Source organism: Pseudomonas paralactis (assembly GCF_001439735.1).
Lineage (GTDB): Bacteria > Pseudomonadota > Gammaproteobacteria > Pseudomonadales > Pseudomonadaceae > Aquipseudomonas > Aquipseudomonas paralactis.
Genome location: NZ_JYLN01000011.1, coordinates 1 through 18934, shown reverse-complemented (window position 1 = coordinate 18934; position 18934 = coordinate 1). Strand labels below are relative to the sequence as shown.

16 protein-coding genes, 4 tRNA genes and 1 riboswitch are annotated in these 18934 nt (G+C 58.3%); of the genes, 16 read left to right on the top strand and 4 right to left on the bottom strand.

Going from position 1 to position 18934, the window contains the following annotated elements; all coding sequences use genetic code 11:
- The first annotated feature begins 245 nt into the window (after window positions 1–245).
- From TX23_RS22995 to astE, 7 genes are all read left to right on the top strand, one after another.
- Window positions 246–1466, top strand: a complete 1221-nt coding sequence (locus TX23_RS22995) for an aspartate aminotransferase family protein (protein ID WP_054922319.1) — start codon at window positions 246–248, stop codon at window positions 1464–1466.
- Between the two features lie 211 nt (window positions 1467–1677).
- Window positions 1678–2697: an arginine/ornithine succinyltransferase subunit alpha gene (gene aruF / locus TX23_RS22990; RefSeq protein ID WP_003175655.1), complete on the top strand. Its 1020-nt coding sequence runs from the start codon at window positions 1678–1680 to the stop codon at window positions 2695–2697.
- 51 nt (window positions 2698–2748) lie between these two features.
- Complete coding sequence (gene astA / locus TX23_RS22985) at window positions 2749–3774, top strand: arginine N-succinyltransferase (protein WP_057704173.1); 1026 nt, start codon at window positions 2749–2751, stop codon at window positions 3772–3774.
- Window positions 3774–5240, top strand: a complete 1467-nt coding sequence (gene astD, locus TX23_RS22980; protein WP_057704172.1) for a succinylglutamate-semialdehyde dehydrogenase — start codon at window positions 3774–3776, stop codon at window positions 5238–5240. Before astA ends, astD begins: the two co-directional genes overlap by 1 nt.
- Before the next feature lie 156 nt (window positions 5241–5396).
- Window positions 5397–6743 (top strand): N-succinylarginine dihydrolase, encoded by a 1347-nt coding sequence (astB, locus tag TX23_RS22975; RefSeq protein ID WP_057704171.1) that lies wholly within the window; start codon window positions 5397–5399, stop codon window positions 6741–6743.
- 26 nt (window positions 6744–6769) lie between these two features.
- Window positions 6770–7057: a hypothetical protein gene (locus tag TX23_RS22970; protein ID WP_003175651.1), complete on the top strand. Its 288-nt coding sequence runs from the start codon at window positions 6770–6772 to the stop codon at window positions 7055–7057.
- Window positions 7058–7068: 11 nt separating this feature from the next.
- Window positions 7069–8073: a succinylglutamate desuccinylase gene (gene astE, locus TX23_RS22965; protein WP_057704170.1), complete on the top strand. Its 1005-nt coding sequence runs from the start codon at window positions 7069–7071 to the stop codon at window positions 8071–8073.
- A gap of 118 nt (window positions 8074–8191) precedes the next feature.
- Here the strand turns inward: astE and TX23_RS22960 are convergent, their stop codons facing one another.
- Window positions 8192–8701 (bottom strand): 6,7-dimethyl-8-ribityllumazine synthase, encoded by a 510-nt coding sequence (locus TX23_RS22960; RefSeq protein ID WP_032879834.1) that lies wholly within the window; start codon window positions 8699–8701, stop codon window positions 8192–8194.
- Window positions 8702–8798: 97 nt separating this feature from the next.
- Window positions 8799–8968, bottom strand: a riboswitch (FMN riboswitch).
- A gap of 190 nt (window positions 8969–9158) precedes the next feature.
- Between TX23_RS22960 and ltaE the strand changes: the two genes are divergently transcribed.
- From ltaE to mgtE, 8 genes are all read left to right on the top strand, one after another.
- Window positions 9159–10163 (top strand): low-specificity L-threonine aldolase, encoded by a 1005-nt coding sequence (ltaE, locus tag TX23_RS22955; RefSeq protein WP_057704169.1) that lies wholly within the window; start codon window positions 9159–9161, stop codon window positions 10161–10163.
- Between the two features lie 146 nt (window positions 10164–10309).
- Window positions 10310–12928 carry an alanine--tRNA ligase gene (gene alaS / locus TX23_RS22950; protein ID WP_057704168.1) on the top strand — a complete coding sequence of 873 codons (2619 nt, stop codon included), beginning with the start codon at window positions 10310–10312 and terminating at the stop codon, window positions 12926–12928.
- 95 nt (window positions 12929–13023) lie between these two features.
- Entirely contained in the window at window positions 13024–14265 is a 1242-nt protein-coding gene (locus TX23_RS22945) for an aspartate kinase (RefSeq protein WP_057704167.1), read from the top strand.
- Between the two features lie 175 nt (window positions 14266–14440).
- Window positions 14441–14629, top strand: a complete 189-nt coding sequence (gene csrA / locus TX23_RS22940) for a carbon storage regulator CsrA (protein WP_003175645.1) — start codon at window positions 14441–14443, stop codon at window positions 14627–14629.
- A gap of 62 nt (window positions 14630–14691) precedes the next feature.
- Window positions 14692–14782, top strand: a tRNA-Ser gene (locus TX23_RS22935).
- 108 nt (window positions 14783–14890) lie between these two features.
- Window positions 14891–14967, top strand: a tRNA-Arg gene (locus TX23_RS22930).
- A 72-nt stretch (window positions 14968–15039) separates the two neighbouring features.
- Window positions 15040–15116: transfer RNA gene (locus TX23_RS22925), tRNA-Arg, on the top strand.
- Window positions 15117–15465: 349 nt separating this feature from the next.
- On the top strand, window positions 15466–16908 hold the full coding sequence (gene mgtE / locus TX23_RS22920; RefSeq protein WP_005790606.1) for a magnesium transporter: 1443 nt from the start codon (window positions 15466–15468) through the stop codon (window positions 16906–16908).
- Between the two features lie 100 nt (window positions 16909–17008).
- Here mgtE and TX23_RS22915 read toward each other — a convergent pair whose 3' ends face one another.
- The 3 genes from TX23_RS22915 to TX23_RS27550 all read right to left on the bottom strand — a co-directional run bounded on the left by TX23_RS22915 (window position 17009) and on the right by TX23_RS27550 (window position 18130).
- Window positions 17009–17335, bottom strand: coding sequence for an Arc family DNA-binding protein (locus TX23_RS22915; RefSeq protein WP_003193592.1), 327 nt, complete (start codon window positions 17333–17335; stop codon window positions 17009–17011).
- 376 nt (window positions 17336–17711) lie between these two features.
- The gene (locus tag TX23_RS28535; protein ID WP_057704166.1) at window positions 17712–17891 is read right to left on the bottom strand and encodes a PA3371 family protein; all 180 of its coding nucleotides are present in this window, start codon (window positions 17889–17891) and stop codon (window positions 17712–17714) included.
- 11 nt (window positions 17892–17902) lie between these two features.
- On the bottom strand, window positions 17903–18130 hold the full coding sequence (locus TX23_RS27550; RefSeq protein WP_082629696.1) for a hypothetical protein: 228 nt from the start codon (window positions 18128–18130) through the stop codon (window positions 17903–17905).
- 324 nt (window positions 18131–18454) lie between these two features.
- Here TX23_RS27550 and TX23_RS22905 point away from each other — a divergent pair.
- Window positions 18455–18531: transfer RNA gene (locus tag TX23_RS22905), tRNA-Arg, on the top strand.
- Window positions 18532–18934: the final 403 nt, after the last annotated feature.

Below are 18934 nucleotides of genomic sequence, written 5' to 3'. Positions count from 1 at the left end.
GGTAGGCGAGGCTGGATCGTTAGGGCGTGCCAACCCTTTCGCCGCATGATCCTGACGTAAACCTGCCGCAGCGTTTAAACTGCGCCATTGCGACGCTATTTGTCGCATTGGCGTAAACCCGCGAAAAACGCGGGTTGGCGCTATAAGAAGTTGTCGCTTGGCGACAAGGCCCCACTGAAAACTGTCCTTACAATCCCTGCATCGCCCGCCAGTTCCAGGCAGGCGTTCCTCTTCAGGAGACTCCGATGTCCGTTGAGCAAGCCCCGGTGCAACGTGCCGATTTCGACCAGGTGATGGTGCCCAACTACGCACCTGCTGCCTTCATTCCTGTGCGTGGCCAAGGTTCGCGCGTTTGGGACCAGGCCGGTCGCGAGCTGATCGACTTTGCCGGCGGCATCGCGGTTAACGTTCTGGGCCACGCCCATCCGGCACTGGTCGGTGCCTTGACCGAACAGGCCAACAAACTCTGGCATGTCTCCAACGTGTTCACCAATGAGCCGGCGCTGCGCCTGGCCCACAAGCTGATCGACGCCACCTTTGCCGAGCGCGTGTTCTTCTGCAACTCCGGCGCCGAAGCCAACGAGGCCGCCTTCAAGCTGGCCCGTCGCGTGGCATTCGACCGTTTTGGCAGCGAGAAGTACGAGATCATCGCCGCGCTGAACAGCTTCCACGGCCGTACCCTGTTCACCGTCAACGTCGGTGGCCAGTCGAAGTACTCCGATGGTTTCGGGCCTAAAATCACCGGCATCACCCACGTTCCTTATAACGACCTGGCTGCGCTGAAAGCGGCGGTGACCGATAAGACCTGCGCCGTGGTTCTGGAACCGATCCAGGGCGAAGGCGGCGTACTGCCAGCCGAACTGGCTTACCTGCAAGGCGCCCGCGAACTGTGCGACACCCACGATGCGCTGCTGGTATTCGACGAAGTGCAAACCGGCATGGGCCGCAGCGGCCACCTGTTTGCCTACCAGCATTACGGCGTGACGCCGGACATCCTCACCAGCGCCAAGAGCCTGGGCGGCGGCTTCCCGATTGCGGCGATGCTCACCCGTGAAGACTTGGCCAAGCACTTGGTGGTCGGCACCCACGGCACCACCTACGGCGGCAACCCGCTGGCGTGCGCGGTAGCGGAAGCGGTGATCGACGTGATCAACACCCCAGAAGTGCTGGCGGGGGTGAATGCCAAGCACGACCTGTTCAAGGCGCGCCTGGAGCAGATCGGCAAGCAGTACGGCATCTTCACCCAAGTGCGTGGCATGGGCTTGTTGATCGGTTGCGTACTCAGCGATGCCTTCAAAGGTAAGGCCAAGGACGTGTTCAACGCGGCCGAAAAAGAAAATTTGATGATCCTGCAAGCCGGTCCGGACGTGGTGCGTTTTGCGCCGAGCCTGGTGGTGGAAGAGGCGGACATCAACGAAGGTTTGGATCGTTTTGAGCGTGCTGTGAAGACGTTGACGCAAGCCTGATAGCGACACATTTTATTGGCCGGACCTGACAAATGTGGGAGCTGGCTTGCCTGCGATAGCATCACCTCGGTGCCGTTGATATACCGAGTTGCCTGTATCGCCGGCAAGCCAGCTCCCACATGGATCTGCTTACACATTGAGACCGATGTGTATCCGGGGCCTGTGTCCGGCATTTTTTCCTCTGTGAGTTTTCGAGTTAAGGAGTGACACCATGCTGGTGATGCGCCCCGCGCAAATGGCTGATCTGGGCGAGGTACAGCGTCTGGCTGCGGACAGCCCGATTGGTGTTACTTCCTTGCCGGATGATGTGGAACGCCTGAGCGACAAGATCGCCGCCAGCGAAGCTTCTTTCGCGGCCGAGGTGAGTTTCAACGGTGAAGAGAGCTATTTCTTCGTGCTGGAAGACACCGAGACCGGCAAACTCGCCGGCTGCTCGGCTATCGTAGCCTCGGCGGGTTACTCCGAGCCGTTCTATAGCTTTCGTAACGAAACCTTCGTGCACGCCTCCCGCGAGCTGAAGATCCACAACAAGATCCACGTGCTTTCCCAGTGCCACGACCTTACCGGCAACAGCCTGCTCACCAGCTTTTATGTGGTGCCTGAGCTGGTCGGTTCGCCGTGGTCGGAACTCAATTCCCGTGGCCGACTGCTGTTTGTCGCCAGCCATCCCGAGCGCTTTGCCGACTCGGTGGTGACCGAGATTGTCGGCTACAGCGACGAAAACGGTGATTCACCCTTCTGGGACGCCATTGGCCGCAACTTCTTCGACCTCAACTATGCCGCCGCCGAGCGCCTGTGCGGGCTGAAAAGCCGTACCTTCCTCGCCGAGTTGATGCCGCACTATCCGATCTACGTGCCGCTGCTGCCGGACGAAGCCCAAGAGGCCATGGGCCAAGTGCACCCGCGTGCGCAGATCACCTTCGACATCCTGATGCGCGAAGGCTTCGAGACCGATCACTACATCGACATCTTTGACGGTGGCCCGACGCTGCACGCACGGGTGTCGGGCATTCGCTCGATCGCCCAGAGCCGCGTGGTGCCGGTGAAGATCGGCGAGATGGTCAAGGGCGTCGGTCGCCAATACCTGGTGAGCAACGCGCAGTTGCAGGATTACCGCGCGGTGATGCTGGAGCTGGACTACGCGCCCGGCAAGCCAGTGACCCTGGACCTGGCGGCCGCCGAAGCCCTGGGCGTTGGCGAAGGCGCGAGCGTGCGTTTGGTTGCGGTATAAAAACAGAGTTTCGCGGGTGGCTGACAACAGCGGCCCGTTCGAGGAGATAGCATGATCGTTCGTCCCGTACGCAGCAGCGATTTACCGGCCCTGATTGATCTGGCGCGCAGCACCGGCACCGGCCTCACCACCTTGCCGGCCAACGAAGAGCGCCTGACCCACCGGGTTGGCTGGGCGGAAAAAACCTTTCGCGGTGAAGCCGGGCGCGGCGATGCCGATTACCTGTTCGTGCTGGAAAACGACGAAGGCCGCGTGGTGGGTATTTCTGCCATTGCCGGTGCCGTGGGCCTGCGTGAGCCCTGGTACAACTTCCGGGTCGGGCTGACCGTCAGCGCCTCCCAGGAGCTGAATATCTACCGCGAGATTCCGACGCTGTTTTTGGCCAACGACCTCACCGGCAATTCCGAATTGTGCTCGTTGTTTTTGCACGCCGATTACCGCAACGGGCTTAACGGGCGCATGTTGGCCAAGGCGCGCATGTTGTTTATCGCCGAATTCCCGCAGTTGTTCGGCAACAAAATCATTGCCGAGATGCGCGGTGTATCCAACGACGCCGGGCGTTCGCCGTTCTGGGAAAGCCTGGGCCGCCACTTCTTCAAGATGGAGTTCAGCCAGGCCGACTACCTGACCGGTGTGGGCAACAAGGCGTTTATCGCCGAGCTGATGCCGAAGTTCCCGCTGTACAGCTGCTTCCTGTCCGAGGATGCGCGCAATGTGATCGGCAAGGTCCATCCGGACACCGAGCCGGCCTTGAGCATGCTCAAGAGCGAAGGCTTCAGCTACCAGGGCTACGTGGATATTTTCGACGCCGGCCCGGCTGTGGAATGTGAAACCAGCAAAATCCGTGCGGTGCGCGACAGCCAGTCGCTGGTGTTGGCCATCGGCACGCCGGGGGACGACGCCACGCCGTTCCTGATCCATAACCGCAAACGTGAAGACTGCCGCATTACTGCTGCACCGGCCCGCCTGGCGGCAGGTACTCTGGTGGTCGATCCTCAGACTGCCAAGCGCTTGCAGCTGGTGGTGGGTGATCAAGTGCGCGCCGTACCGTTGTCTGCTGCTCGGGAGTCCAAGTAATGAATTCGCTGTATATCGCAGGTAGCTGGCTGGCTGGCCAGGGTGAACTGTTCGAATCGCGCAACCCGGTGACCCAGCAGGTGCTGTGGGCCGGTAACGGCGCTACCGCCGAGCAGGTTGAGTCTGCCGTGCAGGCGGCGCGCCAGGCATTCCCCGCGTGGGCTCGTCTGCCGTTGGAAGATCGCATCAGCGTGCTGGAAACCTTTGCCAACACCCTCAAAAGCCGTGCCGATGAAATCGCTCGCTGCATTGGTGAGGAAACCGGTAAACCCTTGTGGGAATCGGCTACTGAAGTCACCAGCATGGCCAACAAGATCGCGATCTCAGTGCAGAGCTATCGTGAACGCACCGGCGAAAAGAGCGGCCCATTGGGCGACGCCACCGCGGTATTACGTCACAAGCCTCACGGTGTGGTGGCGGTGTTCGGCCCTTACAACTTCCCTGGGCATTTGCCCAACGGCCATATCGTCCCGGCCTTGCTGGCCGGTAATACCGTGTTGTTCAAACCCAGCGAGCTGACCCCGAAAGTGGCCGAGCTCACCGTGCAATGCTGGATCGAAGCCGGCCTGCCGGCGGGTGTGTTGAACCTGTTGCAAGGCGCGCGGGAAACCGGCATCGCCCTGGCCGCCAACCCTGGCATAGACGGCTTGTTCTTCACCGGCTCCAGCCGCACCGGCAACCATCTGCATCAGCAGTTCTCGGGGCGCCCGGACAAAATCCTCGCCCTGGAGATGGGCGGCAATAACCCGCTGGTTGTGGACGAAGTGGCCGACGTGGATGCGGCCGTTTACACCATTATCCAGTCGGCGTTTATTTCCGCTGGCCAGCGTTGCACCTGCGCCCGTCGCCTGTTGGTGCCTCAAGGCGCCTGGGGCGATGCGTTGCTGGCGCGTCTGGTAGCGGTCAGCGCGACCATTGACGTGGGGGCCTTCGACCAGCAACCGGCGCCGTTTATGGGCTCGGTGATTTCCCTGGCGGCGGCCAAGACGTTGATGGACGCCCAGGCGCTTATGTTGGCCAATGGGGCTGTGGCGCTGTTGGAGATGACTCAACCCCAGGATCAGGCGGCGTTGCTCACCCCAGGCATTATCGACGTGACGGGCGTGGCCGAGCGCGAAGACGAAGAACTCTTCGGCCCACTGTTGCAAGTGATTCGCTACGCGGATTTTGCCGCCGCAATCGCTGAGGCCAACAACACCCAATACGGCCTGGCCGCTGGCCTGCTGTCGGACAGCCAAGCGCGTTACCAGCAGTTCTGGCTGGAAAGCCGTGCCGGTATCGTCAACTGGAACAAGCAGTTGACCGGCGCCGCCAGTACCGCACCGTTCGGCGGTGTCGGAGCCTCAGGTAACCACCGCGCCAGTGCTTATTACGCGGCCGATTATTGCGCGTACCCGGTGGCGTCGCTGGAGACGCCAAGCCTGATAGTCCCGGCAACGCTCACGCCAGGTATAACGCTGATCTAAATGTGGGAGCGGGCTTGCTCGCGAAAGCGGTGGTTCAGTCACTTCAAATGTTGAATGACATACCGCATTCGCGAGCAAGCCCGCTCCCACAATGGATCTGTGGTGTATTCAAGTGATTTGATGCCTATAAAAACAGATGTTCGTGGAGCCTCGCCGATGAAATCCTGTGAAGTCAATTTTGACGGTCTAGTGGGGCCGACCCATAACTACGGCGGTTTGTCCTTCGGCAACGTCGCGTCCCAAAGTAACAGCCAGCAGTCTTCCAACCCCAAGGAAGCGGCGCTGCAGGGCTTGCAGAAAATGAAGGCCCTGATGGACATGGGTTTTGTGCAAGGTGTGTTGGCCCCTCAGGAACGCCCGGATGTGGCCGCGTTGCGCAACCTCGGTTTCAGTGGCACTGACGCTCAGGTGATCCAGCAGGCGGCCAAGCAGGCCATGCCGTTGCTGGTCGCCAGTTGCTCGGCATCCAGCATGTGGGTCGCCAACGCGGCGACTGTCAGCCCAAGCGCCGACACCGCAGATGGCCGCGTGCATTTCACCGCCGCCAATCTCAATTGCAAATATCACCGCAGCATCGAACACCCCACCACCAGCCGCGTACTGGGTGCGATGTTTGCCGACGCCAAGCACTTCGCCCACCACGCCGCGTTGCCGGCGGTGGCGCAGTTTGGCGATGAAGGCGCGGCCAACCACACGCGCTTTTGCCGTGAATACGGTGAGGCTGGTGTTGAGTTCTTCGTGTTTGGCCGCAGTGCCTTCGACAGCCGTTATCCAGCGCCGCAGAAGTACCCGGCACGCCAGACCCTTGAAGCCTCGCAAGCCGTTGCACGCCTGCACGGTCTGAAAGATGACGGCGTGGTCTATGCCCAGCAGAACCCGGCGGTGATCGACGCAGGCGTGTTCCACAACGATGTGATCGCAGTGGGTAACGGTGAAGTGCTGTTCTATCACGAGGATGCATTCCTCAACACCGAACAGATGCTCGCCGAACTGCACGGCAAGCTGGGCAAGCTGGGCGGCAACTTCCAGTCCATCTGTGTGCCCCGTGCCCAGGTCAGTGTTGAAGACGCTGTGCGTTCCTACCTGTTCAACAGCCAGTTACTGACCCGCGCTGACGGCTCGATGCTGCTGATCGTGCCGGAAGAATGCCGCGCCAATGAGCGCGTATGGCATTACCTCAAGGGCTTGACCAACTCCGGTGGCCTGATCCGCGAAGTCAAAGTGTTCGACCTCAAGCAAAGTATGCAAAACGGCGGCGGCCCGGCGTGCCTGCGCTTGCGCGTTGCCTTGAACAAAACCGAACTGGCGGCGGTGAATCCAGGCGTTATCATGACCGCGCCGCTGTACGACACCCTGACCCAATGGGTCAACAAGCACTACCGCGACAGCCTGCGCGAAACCGACCTGGCTGACCCGCAGTTGCTGCTTGAGTGCCGGACGGCACTGGATGAACTGACGCAAATCCTTAAACTGGGCTCGGTTTATCCTTTCCAGATCAATTAACGCCATACGGCTGAGATATTTTATTTATGACCGACACCCTGAAGCTGATCCTTGAAGACACCGACGGCACCCAGCTGGAAACCTCATGCACCCGCGTCGCCGTGGTCTGGCAGGGCAAGGAGATCTGGATCCAGCACGATGGCCGTGGCCAGTTGCTGATCGGTGTGGACGTGGAGGAGGGCGACGCCGAGTACGCCAACCTGCTGATGCGCCCGTTGGCGACCAACCTGATGAGCCTGCAACTGGAAATGGAACCGGCCGACGTTGAAGGTGATGACGACGATCACGTCCATGGTCCTGGCTGCAACCACTAAGGAAGCTGCTTATGCTCGCCCTCGGCAAACTGCTTGAACTGACCCTCGCCGGTCGCGAACCGGCGCAAAAAATTCAACTGACTGTCGACGGCGTGCAGATGCGCTGGCTCAGCGAGGGCGCGCTTGAAGTGCGCCCTCCTGAAGCCCGGGACAATGGCAGCGACCTGCTGCTGTCGTCCGGCATCCATGGCAACGAAACCGCGCCGATCGAGTTGCTCGACCGCCTGTTGCATGGCATTGCCCGCGGGGAAATCAAACCCCGCACCCGTATTCTGTTCCTGTTCGGCAATACCGAGGCCATGCGCCGCGGTGAGCGTTACCTCGAACTGGACGTCAACCGGCTGTTCAACGGCCGTCATGAACAAAACATCGGCCCCGAAGCGATGCGCGCCGCTGAGCTTGAGCAATTGGCCCGCAGCTTTTTCAGCCAGCCTGGCCGCTCGCGCCTGCATTACGACCTGCATACCGCGATTCGTGGTTCGAAGATCGAGCAGTTTGCCCTCTACCCGTGGAAGGAAGGGCGTCAACATTCGCGCCGTGAACTGGCGCGTCTGAACGCCGCCGGTATGCAAGCGGTGTTGCTGCAGAACAAAACCTCGATTACCTTCACCGCGTTTACCTACGAGCAACTCGGCGCCGAGGCGTTCACCCTGGAGTTGGGCAAGGCGCGCCCGTTCGGGCAGAACGACGGTGTGGACGTGTCGCGCCTGGAAGCGCGTCTGAAGCAGATCATCGAGGGTAACGAGCCTGAGACCGGTAGCCTCGACGGCCTGCAACTCTTCGCCGTTGCGCGAGAAGTGATCAAGCACAGCGACGCCTTCCTGATGCACCTGCCCGCAGATGTGGAAAACTTTTCGGAATTGGAAAAGGGCTACCTGCTGGCCGAAGACGTGGCCAAGACCCGCTGGGTGATCGAGGAGGAGGGCGCCCGCATCATCTTCCCCAACCCAAAGGTGAAGAACGGCTTGCGCGCCGGGATATTGATCGTGCCAACCACGGATGCTGGCCTGGTGTAGATCTCAAGGCCTGACTCGATGTAAATGTGGGAGCTGGCTTGCCTGCGATAGCATCACCTGGGTATCACTGATACACCCAGGTGTCTGCATCGCAGGCAAGCCAGCTCCCACACTGGGTTTAGACCGCTACAGCACGCGGCTCGCTACGGCGGATCGCCCTCACCTTGTGCAGGGTATCGGCGCAGGTGCGCGCAGCTTCCTGACCCTTGTGCACGAAGTGCTCATAGAAGAACGTGGTGTGTTCGCTGCCGGCGTGGAAATGATGCGGCGTCAGGGACACCGAGAACACCGGCACTTCGGTCTCCAGTTGAACCTGCATCAAACCGCTGACCACCGATTGGGCGACGAATTCGTGACGGTAGATACCACCGTCCACCACCAGTGCGGCGGCGACGATGCCCGCATAGCGACCGGTCTTGGCCAGCAGCTTGGCGTGCAGGGGCAGTTCAAAGGCACCGCCGACTTCAAAAAAGTCGATGTCCGATTCCTGGTAGCCCTGGGCGATCATTTCGGCGAGGAAGCCTTTGCGCGATTGGTCGACGATATCCTTGTGCCAGCAGGCCTGGATAAACGCGACACGCTCGCCGTGGTGGTTTTTGCTTTTGCTGTCGATTGCGGTGGGTTGCATGTTCTGACTCCTGTTTAAGAAAAAAACAGGGCGTTATGAATCGAATGGGATTTAAGGGTACGCGTGCGCAAACAGGCGCGCGGCCCTTAGGTGCCAATCCCGTTCTCTCTTCATCCGGACTATGACCGTCGGCCCCGGGATCACACCGGGTCTGCTGACCTTGTCGCCGTCCTGCCGAAGCAGTTCAAGACGCCAAGCGCTCGCGGGCTATGCACATTGCGTGCAATTACCGCCGGTGGGGAATTGCACCCCGCCCTGAGAACGTTGCCGCCAGAACCCTGGCGGCGGAGAGTTTTTAACACGGTTTTTCAAAAACTGCACGGTTGCCGTATCGATAAGCTATATCGGTTTGTTTGGTTGGTATTCGATTGAATGCATGGGGGGCTTGATATTGCGTGGCTTTGCCCGCAGTAATCACACACAAAAGGACTTATCCATTCTGTTAGAGGCCCCCTTCATGACCGTGATTGACCTGCGCAGCGACACCGTGACCCAACCCACCCCCGGTATGCTCGACGCGATGGCCTGTGCCGTCAGCGGTGATGACGTCTATGGCGAAGACCCCAGCGTCAACATGCTGGAGGCTGAACTGGCCAAGCGCCTGGGTTTCGCTGCGGCGTTGTTCGTACCCACCGGCACCATGAGCAACCTGCTGGCATTGATGGCTCATTGTGAACGCGGCGAGGAATATATCGTCGGCCAGCAGGCCCATACCTACAAGTACGAAGGCGGCGGGGCGGCGGTGCTGGGTTCGATCCAGCCGCAGCCGCTGGAAGTGCAGGCGGACGGTTCTCTGGACCTTGACCACGTGCTGGCGGCGATCAAGCCTGATGATTTCCACTTTGCCCGCACGCGCTTGCTGGCGCTGGAAAACACCATGCAGGGCAAGGTCCTGCCGATGGAGTACCTGGCCAGTGCGCGAGCGTTTACCCGTGAACATGGCCTCGCGCTGCATCTGGACGGCGCGCGGATCTACAACGCGGCGGTCAAACTGGGGGTGGACGCGCGTGACATCGCCAAGCATTTCGATTCGGTATCGGTGTGCCTGTCCAAGTGCCTTGGGGCGCCAGTCGGCTCGGTGCTGTGCGGTTCCACGGCGTTGATCGCCAAGGCCCGGCGCCTGCGCAAGATGGTCGGTGGCGGTATGCGCCAGGCGGGTTCGCTGGCGGCGGCGGGGCTGTATGCCCTCGATCATCAGGTACAACGCCTGGCCGAGGACCACGCCAACGCGCAGTGGCTGGGGGATGAGCTGCGCAAGGCCGGTTATACGGTGGAGCCGGTGCAGACCAACATGGTCTATGTGCAAATCGGCGACCAGGCGCAAGCGTTGAAAGCCTTTGCCGCAGAGCGTGGGATCAAGTTGAGCGCCGCGCCGCGCCTGCGTATGGTCACGCATCTGGATGTCAGCCGGGCACAGATCGAGCAAGTCGTGCAGGCATTTGTCGCATTTTCGCAGAAATGACAGTGCAGGCCGTCTAATTGACTGTTTCTATCACATAAACACGCTGTACCACCGGCAAAGGGCCGATATAATGCGGCCCTTTGCCGTCGCTCCGTCTGATGATGTTGCGCACTGGCCTTTGGCCGCAGCCTCCGTGGAAGAACCTAATGAAAAGCGCAGAAATCCGTGAAGCCTTCCTTCGCTTCTTCGAAGAGCAAGGTCACACCCGTGTAGCCTCCAGCTCCTTGATCCCAGGCAATGACCCCACCCTGCTGTTCACTAACGCGGGGATGAACCAGTTCAAGGACTGTTTCCTGGGTCAGGAAAAGCGCGCCTATACCCGCGCCACCAGCAGCCAGAAGTGCGTACGCGCCGGCGGCAAGAACAGCGATCTGGAAAACGTCGGTTACACCGCGCGTCACCACACATTCTTCGAAATGCTGGGTAACTTCAGCTTCGGCGACTATTTCAAGAAGGACGCGATCACCTTCGCCTGGACCTTCCTGACCGATGTGCTGAAGCTGCCCAAGGAAAAACTCTGGGTTACCGTTTACGCGACGGACGACGAAGCCTATGACATCTGGACCCAGCAAATCGGTGTGCCTGCCGAGCGCATGATTCGTATCGGCGACAACAAGGGCGCGCCTTATGCGTCCGATAACTTCTGGACCATGGGCGATACCGGCCCGTGCGGTCCTTGCACCGAGATTTTCTACGATCACGGCGCGGACATCTGGGGTGGCCCACCGGGCTCGCCGGATGAAGACGGTGACCGTTACATCGAAATCTGGAACAACGTGTTCATGCAGTTCAACCGCACCGCCGATGGCGTGTTGCATCCGCTGCCGGCGCCGTCGGTAGACACCGGCATGGGTCTGGAGCGGATCAGTGCGGTCATGCAGCACGTTCATTCCAACTACGAAATCGACCTGTTCACCAACCTGCTGAGCGCTTCGGCTGCGGCCATTGGTTGCGCCAATGAAGGCCAGTCGTCGCTCAAGGTGGTATCGGACCACATCCGTTCCTGCGGCTTTCTGATTGCCGATGGTGTGTTGCCGTCCAACGAAGGGCGTGGCTACGTGCTGCGTCGCATTATCCGCCGCGCCTGCCGTCACGGTAACAAGCTGGGTGCCACCGGCAGCTTCTTCTACAAAATCGTGGCTGCACTGGTTGCCGAGATGGGCGATGCCTTCCCGGAACTCAAGCAGCAGCAAAGCAATATCGAGCGCGTGCTCAAGGCCGAGGAAGAGCAGTTCTCCAAGACGCTGGAGCATGGCCTGAAGATTCTTGAGCAGGACCTGGCTGAGCTCAAAGGCACCGTGGTGCCGGGTGACGTGGTGTTCAAGCTTTACGACACCTACGGTTTCCCGATGGACCTGACGGCCGACATCGCCCGTGAGCGTGAGCTGACCATCGATGAGGCGGGTTTCGAGCGTGAAATGGAAGCCCAGCGTGTGCGTGCGCGTTCCGCCAGCTCCTTTGGCCTGGACTACAACACCCTGGTCAAGGTTGACGTACCCACCGAGTTCATCGGCTACAAGGCTACCGCCGGCTCGGCCAAGATCGTCGCCATCTATAAAGACGGCAAGTCGGTCGATGTATTGAACGAAGGCGAAGAAGCGGTGGTGGTGCTGGATCAGACCCCGTTTTACGCCGAATCGGGTGGACAGATCGGCGATTGTGGTTTCCTCAGCTCGACCTCCGGCCGTTTCGAGGTGCGCGACACCACCAAGACTGGCGGTGCTTTCCTGCATCACGGTGTGTTGGTGTTGGGCAGCCTGACCGTCGGTGCGCCTGTGGATACCCAGGTTGATGCCGAGGTACGCCACGCCACTGCATTGAACCACTCGGCCACTCACTTGCTGCACGCGGCCTTGCGCCAAGTGCTGGGTGAGCACGTTCAGCAAAAGGGCTCGTTGGTCGACAGCCAGCGCCTGCGCTTTGACTTCAGCCACTTTGAAGCAATCAAGCCTGAGCAGATCAAGGCGCTGGAAGATATTGTCAACGCCGAGGTGCGCAAGAATACGCCGGTAGAGACTGAAGAAACCGACATCGAAACCGCCAAGGCCAAGGGTGCCATGGCGCTGTTTGGCGAGAAGTACGGCGATGAAGTGCGCGTACTGAGCATGGGCGGTAGCTTCTCGGTGGAACTGTGTGGTGGTATCCACGCCAACCGTACCGGCGATATCGGCCTGCTGAAAATCATCAGCGAAGGCGGTGTGGCGTCCGGTGTGCGTCGTATCGAGGCGGTGACCGGTGCTGCGGCCCTGGCTTACCTCAATGCCGCCGAAGAACAACTCAAGGAAGCGGCCAGCCTGGTCAAGGGCAGCCGTGACAATCTGATCGACAAACTGTCTGCCGTGCTGGAGCGCAACCGTGCGCTGGAGAAACAGCTGGAGCAGTTGCAGGCCAAGGCGGCCAGCGCTGCGGGCGATGATCTGTCAGCCTCGGCGGTTGACGTCAAGGATGTAAAAGTTCTGGCGGCGCGCCTGGATGGTCAGGACGGCAAGGCGTTGTTGGCCTTGGTCGATCAGTTGAAGAACAAGCTCGGCCGCGCAGTGATCCTGCTCGGCAGTGTCCATGAGGATAAGGTCGTTCTGGTTGCCGGTGTAACCAAGGACCTGACTGGCCAACTCAAAGCCGGTGATTTGATGAAGCAAGCCGCAGCGGCAGTGGGCGGCAAGGGCGGTGGTCGTCCGGACATGGCGCAAGGCGGTGGTGTAGACGCCGGTGCCCTGGACGCGGCCCTGGCCTTGACCGTGCCGTTTGTCGAGGCAGGTATTTAAGGCACTGTTAATCGGCCCGTGGTTTAGTCACGGGCTTGTTCAGTGCCGGTGGATTGGATATTAGGCGCCCCTTTACGGGCTGAGGCGGCTTGGAAATGGCTTTGATCGTACAGAAATTTGGAGGCACCTCGGTCGGCTCTGTAGAAAGAATCGAGCAGGTCGCCGACAAGGTTAAGAAATTCCGCGATGCCGGCGATGACCTGGTAGTGGTGCTGTCCGCCATGAGTGGCGAGACCAATCGCCTGATCGACCTGGCCAAGGCCATCAGTGGGGATCAACAGCCGCTGCCACGTGAGCTGGATGTGATTGTGTCCACGGGCGAGCAGGTGACCATTGCGCTGTTGGCCATGGCCCTGAACAAGCGTGGCGTGCCAGCGGTGTCCTACACGGGCAGCCAGGTGCGCATTCTTACCGACAGCGCACATACCAAGGCGCGCATCCTGCAAATTGATGATCAGAAAATTCGTACTGATCTGAAGGCTGGGCGCGTGGTAGTTGTAGCGGGCTTCCAGGGTGTGGATGAGCAAGGCAACATCACTACCCTGGGGCGTGGCGGTTCCGACACCACTGGCGTGGCATTGGCGGCAGCCCTCAAGGCTGACGAATGCCAGATCTACACCGATGTGGATGGCGTCTACACCACTGACCCGCGCGTCGTGCCAGTGGCCCAGCGCCTCGACAAGATCACCTTTGAAGAAATGCTGGAAATGGCCAGCCTTGGTTCCAAGGTGTTGCAGATTCGTGCGGTGGAGTTTGCCGGCAAGTACAACGTTCCGCTGCGCGTATTGCACAGCTTCAAGGAGGGTCCGGGCACCCTCATTACTATTGATGAAGAGGAATCCATGGAACAGCCGATCATTTCCGGCATCGCTTTCAATCGCGATGAAGCCAAGCTGACGATCCGTGGCGTGCCAGACACCCCGGGCGTGGCTTTCAAGATTCTGGGTCCTGTCAGCGATGCGAATGTTGAAGTCGACATGATCGTGCAGAACGTTTCGCACGATAACACCACCGATTTCACCTTCACCGTGCACCGCAACGAATACGATGCAGCATTGAAAATCCTGCAGAACACGGCGAACGAAATTGGCGCCCGTGAAGTGGTCGGCGATACCAAGATTGCCAAGGTGTCGATTGTAGGCGTGGGGATGCGTTCCCATGCTGGCGTTGCCAGCCGTATGTTCGGTGCCCTTGCCAAAGAAGGCATCAACATCCAGATGATTTCCACCTCGGAAATCAAAGTCTCGGTAGTGCTCGAAGAGAAGTACCTGGAGCTGGCTGTACGCGCGCTGCATACCGCTTTTGAGCTTGATGCTCCGGCCCGACAGGGCGAGTGATGTGTTGCCAGGAAGGCGCGGTTTACCGCGCCTTTCATTTTTTTGTGGGGCGCATGTTCTTTTGCGTGGGCTCGACAATACTTAGGCATGTAGGGCTACGGCTTTTGGGTTGTAGGTCGAATGCCTTTTTTTTGCAGACTGTTGTTCCTGAACTGAAATGCGTGAGGAGAAAGGCATGCTGATTCTGACTCGTCGTTGCGCAGAAAGCCTGATTATCGGTGATGGCGAAATCACCGTGACCGTGCTCGGCGTCAAAGGCAATCAAGTGCGTATTGGGGTTAACGCCCCGAAAGAGGTAGCGGTTCACCGCGAGGAAATCTACCTGCGGATCAAGAAAGAGAAGGACGAAGAACCAAGCCTTTAATTTTTATCGTTTTTTATGTTTGCAAACGGGGATGAACGTGGTTAATATACGCCCCGTGTTGCGGAGAGCTGGCCGAGTGGCCGAAGGCGCTCCCCTGCTAAGGGAGTACACCTCAAAAGGGTGTCGGGGGTTCGAATCCCCCGTTCTCCGCCATTATTTGCTTAGTACGTTGCAATCTGGTTTTTTCGGTAAGTTGTTGAAAATACTCGAAAAAATAGCTTTACATAGAGATTGAACGGCCTATAATGCGCGGCAACAAATGCACTCGTAGCTCAGCTGGATAGAGTACTCGGCTACGAACCGAGCGGTCACAGGTTCGAATCCTGTCGAGTGCACCATTTAAGAGTTAGTTGCAGTGATGCAGGTAGCTCGGCTTCAACCAGTTGTGATCTGGTCTAAAAACACAATCTGCACTCGTAGCTCAGCTGGATAGAGTACTCGGCTACGAACCGAGCGGTCACAGGTTCGAATCCTGTCGAGTGCACCATACAAACAAAAAGCCCGCCTAGTGCGGGCTTTTTGCCGTCTGGGGTTTGTGTAGGTTTTATCCTGGCGTGCGTCTTTTTATCTTTCTCATGTGTTTTCCCTCTCGTGCGCGTCGTCGCAGTTCTATAAGTGCAGCCAATACTCAACATTGGCTCGCAAGCGCTTGTTCTTTCCAGTTTTTTAACGTTTAAAACGACCGGGCGGTGTATCATGCGCCCGTCAGCCCCGTCGGGGCTTGTGGAATACCTCCATGGACTTACCCAGTAGTTACTCAGTACCCCGTTTTACCAATCATGAATTGACTGATTGATCCTTCCGGCGTGCCCCGCTGCTGGGAGTGGAGTTCGCCTATGACCGAAGTAGAAGTAAAGAAAACACAAGAAAGCCTGCAGGATCGCCTGGCTCAAGTCATCGAGCTGCTGCAGCGCCAGCGTGTGGTCGAAGACCTCACGCACCGCCAGGAAGGTCCGAACCACGACCGCGTTGAGAACCTGGTCCATCGGCAAAACCTCGTCGAGCTACAACGCAAGCTCGATGACCTGCACTCCGCCGACGTTGCCTACATCCTTGAAGCGTTGCCGCTCGATGATCGACTGACCCTGTGGCAGTTGGTCAAGGCTGATCGCGACGGTGACATTCTCCTGGAGGTGTCTGACTCGGTCCGTGAAACGCTGATCGCCGACATGGATGATCACGAGCTCCTGGCTGCCGCCAAGGAGATGGATGCGGACGAACTGGCCGACCTGGCGCCTGAGCTGCCTCGGGATGTTGTTCATGAGTTGATGGAGGCGCTCGATACGCAGCAACGTGAGCGCGTGCGATCGGCTCTGTCCTACGACGAGGATCAGGTCGGTGCGCTGATGGACTTCGAGATGGTCACCATCCGCGAAGACGTCAGCCTGGAAGTGGTACTGCGTTACCTGCGTCGCCTCAAAGAGCTGCCGGGCCATACCGACAAGCTGTTCGTGGTCGACTATGAGGGCATTCTCAAGGGTGTGTTGCCGATCAAGCGCCTGTTGGTCAATGATCCCGAGAAGAAAGTAGCTGACCTGATGGCCAGCGACACCGTGAGCTTCCATCCCGACGAAGATGCCTACGACGCGGCCCAGGCTTTTGAGCGTTACGACTTGATCTCGGCTCCGGTGGTCGACAAGAACGGTAAATTGATCGGTCGTCTGACCATCGATGAAATCGTTGACTTGATCCGTGAAGAGAGTGAAACCGAAGTCCTCAATATGGCGGGTTTGCGTGAAGAGGAAGATATTTTCGCGTCAGTCTGGCGTTCTCTGCATAACCGTTGGGCTTGGTTGGCGGTTAACCTGATCACAGCGTTTATCGCCTCTCGAGTCATCGGGTTGTTTGAAGGCTCAATTGAAAAGCTGGTGGCGTTGGCGGCGTTGATGCCGATTGTGGCGGGTATCGGCGGTAACTCCGGTAACCAGACTATCACCATGATCGTGCGGGCCATGGCGCTGGATCAGGTGAGTACGGCCAACTCCTCACGCCTGCTGCGCAAGGAGTTGGCTGTAGGCCTTATCAACGGCCTGGTCTGGGGGGGAGTGATTGGTGTGGTGGCCTATCTCCTTTATGGCAGTTGGTCCTTGGGGGTGGTGATGACGGCTGCCATGACCTTGAACCTGCTGCTGGCTGCCTTGATGGGGGTATTGATCCCTATGACCTTGGCGCGCCTTGGACGCGATCCGGCCATGGGGGCCAGTGTGATGATTACTGCCATGACTGACAGTGGTGGCTTCTTCATCTTCCTGGGCCTGGCAACGATCTTCCTGCTCTGATCCCTTCTACGGGGGCACGTCTGCCCCCGCTTTGCGTCCTATCCCCAAAATTCAGGCAAAAAAAAGCCAGCACATGGCTGGCTTCGGCTTTCAGTGTCAATCAATTGGCTTCTGCGGCCGCCTCAACATCGTGAGCGATAAGCGAGACAAGGGCGTTTTGCTGACGGTGGGAGAGCTGACGAAAACGCTGCAGCAGTTCGCGTTCGTGCAGTGACAGCTCCGGGCTATCCAGGCGCATGCTCAGCTCTTCACCCAAGGCACCTTCCTGAATAAGGCTTTGTTCCAGGCGTGCGATGATTTCAGAGTTCATGCTGCGGTGATGATTGCGAGCCACCTCGGCAATGCGTTCCCGCATTCCGTCTGGCAGACGTACGACGAATTTGTCAGCCGTACGGCTGGAATAAATTGCCTGTTTCAATGGGCGCATATATTTAACCGGTTAGTTCAGGGGAGCGGTTTCTGGAATTGGCCGCAAGATGAGTGTTAAGACAAGGCTCACGACCAAAGTTCAACCCGAATTGCAAAGAGGCCGCATCATGCCTCAGATTTGCCATTTCATTGGCGTCAATTCTGTGACAAATATTGAACCGCCTAAAGGCTTTGTGCCAGTACTGATTTGCATTTTTGCGGACTGGTTGGAAAACTTTTGCGCTGATGCAGGGCGGGTCCCAGCACTCAAGGCTACGGTGTGTCAGGGTTGAAGGGCGCAGAGCAATATGGCCTTTTGCCCTCAGTCTTAAGCCTAGTGGCAGTTTGCCGATTTGCTAGGGTGAGTCGACATAAGGTAAGGAGAGAGGAGGGCGTTAGCGCAGCAATGGATCGAATTTGATTCGACGGCCAACAATGAGGGCCAGCGTCAGTAGGCTGGCAAACACAGCGCTGACGATGAAGGCTGTGGCTTGAACTCCAGGCGACTCAGTGGCGAAGCCCAGAAAGCCCGTTATGAGGGTCAAGCATAGAAAAAACCACGCAGGTTTGGACATCGGTAGTTCTCTCAGAAAACCCAGTGCTCGGATGTAGGTGCAGCTTGCGTTTCCCGGGTCAGGAGAACGGGCGACTGCTGGGTGGCAGTTACTACCGCCAGTTGCGGGCGTTGTTGCAAATGATGGGGAACCGCTTGGCTGATCAATGCGGCATCTTGAGTGTTGACTGGCTGAAAATGAAATATCACCAGTGCGGCCAGAGCCACGGCATTCAGAGCTAATAGTAGTGCGCTGTTCATGGTCATGTTCTCCGTGGTTCTTGGTTCGCTTGGCTTTATGCAAAGAACATTGCAGATGTCGTGCCAACGTAATTTTCCTTTAAAATCAGTTGTTTGCTGTATTTGTGTGTGTGCTCCGGGTTGCAGTTTGCAATGATGGCATTTTGAGGTAGTGCAATTTGCATGATCTCTGTAAGCCTCTGCGTTTGCTGGGTGAGGCTATACAGGTATGCGCAAGGTTTGCCCTACAAGCAAAATGCCTAAGGACGACATGACAAAACCTGCCTCCGCCGTTAAGATGCACGCCGTCTGTCGCTGCTCTCGTCGGCGACGCACTTGTCATTTGTCCCAGTAGCTCAATTGGATAGAGCATCCCCCTCCTAAGGGGAAGGTTGGCCGTTCGAACCGGCCCTGGGACACCATCTATATATGCTGAACGCCGGCCATGTCGTTTAGTGCTATCTACAAGCCATTCACGTTTGCCTCTGCTGCATTTCCTTCGGTCTGAATCCTGCTTCTGTTGATAGCCTGGCATTTGTTGCGGGTTGCTTTTTTGCGTGAGGAATATCGCAGTCAGCAATGTGCTGGCTCCTTTCTCTATATAGAGAGGTTTACAGAGAGCTTCAGGGCAGGTGCAAAGGATTCCAAAAGGGCGTTTTGAGTTTTTTTATTTAGGGGCTTGACGCAGGTGCCAATCCCTGTAGAATTCGCCTCCCGCTTCGGAGAGATCTTAAGCGCAAGTGGTTGAAGTTGTTGAAGAAATCTTCGAAAACTTCTGAAAATAATCACTTGACAGCAAATGAGGCTGCTGTAGAATGCGCGCCT

Coding starts and splice junctions, on each gene's coding strand:
- TX23_RS22970 (WP_003175651.1), top strand. CDS start 6,770: ATGACCGACACCCTGAAGCTGATCCTTGAAGACACCGACGGCACCCAG.
- TX23_RS22915 (WP_003193592.1), bottom strand. CDS start 17,335: ATGCGCCCATTGAAACAGGCAATTTATTCCAGCCGTACGGCTGACAAA.
- astB (WP_057704171.1), top strand. CDS start 5,397: ATGAAATCCTGTGAAGTCAATTTTGACGGTCTAGTGGGGCCGACCCAT.
- TX23_RS22960 (WP_032879834.1), bottom strand. CDS start 8,701: ATGCAACCCACCGCAATCGACAGCAAAAGCAAAAACCACCACGGCGAG.
- TX23_RS27550 (WP_082629696.1), bottom strand. CDS start 18,130: ATGAACAGCGCACTACTATTAGCTCTGAATGCCGTGGCTCTGGCCGCA.
- astE (WP_057704170.1), top strand. CDS start 7,069: ATGCTCGCCCTCGGCAAACTGCTTGAACTGACCCTCGCCGGTCGCGAA.
- ltaE (WP_057704169.1), top strand. CDS start 9,159: ATGACCGTGATTGACCTGCGCAGCGACACCGTGACCCAACCCACCCCC.
- mgtE (WP_005790606.1), top strand. CDS start 15,466: ATGACCGAAGTAGAAGTAAAGAAAACACAAGAAAGCCTGCAGGATCGC.
- astD (WP_057704172.1), top strand. CDS start 3,774: ATGAATTCGCTGTATATCGCAGGTAGCTGGCTGGCTGGCCAGGGTGAA.
- alaS (WP_057704168.1), top strand. CDS start 10,310: ATGAAAAGCGCAGAAATCCGTGAAGCCTTCCTTCGCTTCTTCGAAGAG.
- TX23_RS22995 (WP_054922319.1), top strand. CDS start 246: ATGTCCGTTGAGCAAGCCCCGGTGCAACGTGCCGATTTCGACCAGGTG.
- TX23_RS28535 (WP_057704166.1), bottom strand. CDS start 17,891: ATGTCCAAACCTGCGTGGTTTTTTCTATGCTTGACCCTCATAACGGGC.
- astA (WP_057704173.1), top strand. CDS start 2,749: ATGATCGTTCGTCCCGTACGCAGCAGCGATTTACCGGCCCTGATTGAT.
- aruF (WP_003175655.1), top strand. CDS start 1,678: ATGCTGGTGATGCGCCCCGCGCAAATGGCTGATCTGGGCGAGGTACAG.
- TX23_RS22945 (WP_057704167.1), top strand. CDS start 13,024: ATGGCTTTGATCGTACAGAAATTTGGAGGCACCTCGGTCGGCTCTGTA.
- csrA (WP_003175645.1), top strand. CDS start 14,441: ATGCTGATTCTGACTCGTCGTTGCGCAGAAAGCCTGATTATCGGTGAT.